Annotated in this window: 3 protein-coding genes and 1 pseudogene; 3 read left to right on the top strand and 1 reads right to left on the bottom strand. The window is 58.0% G+C overall.

Annotation, left to right across the window (positions count from 1 at the left end; genetic code table 11):
- Positions 1–541: IS6 family transposase (locus PH552_RS33605; RefSeq protein WP_285166728.1), on the bottom strand; the 541-nt coding region annotated here is incomplete at its 3' end.
- A 166-nt stretch (positions 542–707) separates the two neighbouring features.
- On the opposite strand from PH552_RS33605, the gene PH552_RS33600 reads away from it, so the two are divergent.
- The 3 genes and pseudogenes from PH552_RS33600 to PH552_RS33590 all read left to right on the top strand — a co-directional run.
- Complete coding sequence (locus tag PH552_RS33600) at positions 708–1,037, top strand: hypothetical protein (RefSeq protein ID WP_285166726.1); 330 nt, start codon at positions 708–710, stop codon at positions 1,035–1,037.
- 87 nt (positions 1,038–1,124) lie between these two features.
- Positions 1,125–1,502, top strand: a complete 378-nt coding sequence (locus PH552_RS33595) for a hypothetical protein (RefSeq protein WP_285166724.1) — start codon at positions 1,125–1,127, stop codon at positions 1,500–1,502.
- Between the two features lie 214 nt (positions 1,503–1,716).
- Positions 1,717–2,014, top strand: a pseudogene (locus tag PH552_RS33590) (IS6 family transposase); the annotation flags it as partial.

The raw sequence follows: 2,014 nt of genomic DNA, 5'->3' as shown, positions 1-2,014 counted from the left end.
TGATCCGCTCTCGCTGTCGCACTGGCTGATGGGAATTCTCCGCCCGGTTGTTGAGACCCTTGTGGGATCGATGCTCGACGCCCGGCATGATCTCTCGTCTTGCGGCGTCATAGGATTGGAGCTTGTCGGTCACCATCACGCGTGGCGCACGGCCTTGGCCCTTCAGCAGCTTACGCATCAGGCGTTTGGCTGCCTTGGCGTTGCGGCGGCTTTGCACCAGCACCTCGAGCACAAATCCGTCCTGATCAACGGCGCGCCACAGCCAATGCTTCTCGCCTCGGATCGAAATGACGGCCTCGTCGAGATGCCATTTATCGCCGAGCCGGCCGCACGAACGTTGACGGATCTGGTTGGCGAAGGTGCGGCCGAATTTCTCTGCCCACAGCCGGATCGTTTGATGCGAAACGATGATCCCTCGCGCCGCCAGCATGTCCTCGACCATACGCAGGCTGAGCGGAAACCGGAAATACAGCCACACGGCATGGGCGATGATTTCGGCGGGAAAACGATGCCGGCGGTAAAGTGGATCTCGGTCAGTCATGGCCAAGCATCCCACATTTAAGTCCATGCTTCGTTAAGTTGACGGTGCCTCTTTCGCCCTTCCAAGACAAAGCTACCCGAGTCATTGCAATCTTCGATACGAATTTGCTGTTGCTGATACGTTAGCGCACGACACACCCGGCGCCGACTCGGACTGCAGTGTTGGAGTGGCGGACTTCGATGGAATCGACTATATTGCCGTTATGAGCGACGATCAGAGCATTTCGAACACAACAAAGAAGGCCGTCGAAAAGGTTCTGCGTGACCGTCTTGGCGCCGCAGGTTTTTCTGGCGCCAATATTCGGGCGGAACGGGACAGCGATGGCGATCCCATTCTGCTGGTCGACGTGAACTATAAATACTCTGAGAAGCCGATTGCCTCTAAGATCACCTATGGGCTCTCGACCGAGATCCGCAAGGCGCTGACTGCTCTCGGCGAAACGCGTTTCCCGCATATCAGACATCATTTTGACGAACAGCAGAAGATTGCAAGCTGAGCCGTGTCGCATGATCTGATCGCTACAGCACGGCGGCTCGCAAAGGCAAGTCCGAAGCGTCCGCGCCAATCAGATTTGACGAGGGGTGTGAGCACCGCGTACTATGCTTTATTTCACGCTCTTGCGCGAGAATGTGCCGATCTTCTGGTTGGTGTCGGCGAAGCGCGGAGCGACGCGGCCTGGTCACAAGTCTATCGCACTCTGGAGCATGGCGTCGCGAAGAACTCTTGCAAGGCTGCGGCGGCCCGCGGCTTTCCAGCCGAAATCGTTTCGTTCGCTGACACATTCGTGGTCTTGCAGGAAGAGCGCCATCGCGCCGACTACGATCCGCTTGCGCGGTTCGTCAGAGCTGAAGTGCTGGTGCTGATCGACAACGCCGAGCAGGCAATCAAAGATTTGAGTTCTGCGCCGCGGTCGGATCGCAAGGCCTTTGCCGTCTGGGTGCTTTTCCAGAAGAAGCGGTGAACTGCACAGGTTCAAAGACTGCGGTTCGCGGCATCAGAAGTTGGTCCGGTGATTGGACCTTGGGTTTAGGCCCAATCCGGTTCACTTAATAATTTTGATGGTGAGGCGGATGTTGAGTGGCGGGGGTGGTTTGTCGGAGCGGCGCCGCAGCGGGAAGTTGGAGATTTTTTGTTTGACGCCGCGTTTGTTGTGCTGCCCGCGTCGATGCGGCAAGGAGGCCGTCATTTCGATCCGAGGCGAGAAGCATTGGCTGTGGCGCGCCGTTGATCAGGACGGATTTGTGCTCGAGGTGCTGGTGCAAAGCCGCCGCAACGCCAAGGCAGCCAAACGCCTGATGCGTAAGCTGCTGAAGGGCCAAGGCCGTGCGCCACGCGTGATGGTGACCGACAAGCTCCAATCCTATGACGCCGCAAGACGAGAGATCATGCCGGGCGTCGAGCATCGATCCCACAAGGGTCTCAACAACCGGGCGGAGAATTCCCATCAGCCAGTGCGACAGCGAGAGCGGATCA

Source organism: Rhizobium aureum, assembly GCF_030182495.1.
GTDB lineage: Bacteria > Pseudomonadota > Alphaproteobacteria > Rhizobiales > Rhizobiaceae > Rhizobium > Rhizobium tropici_C.
This window is presented reverse-complemented; position numbering and strand designations above follow the sequence as displayed.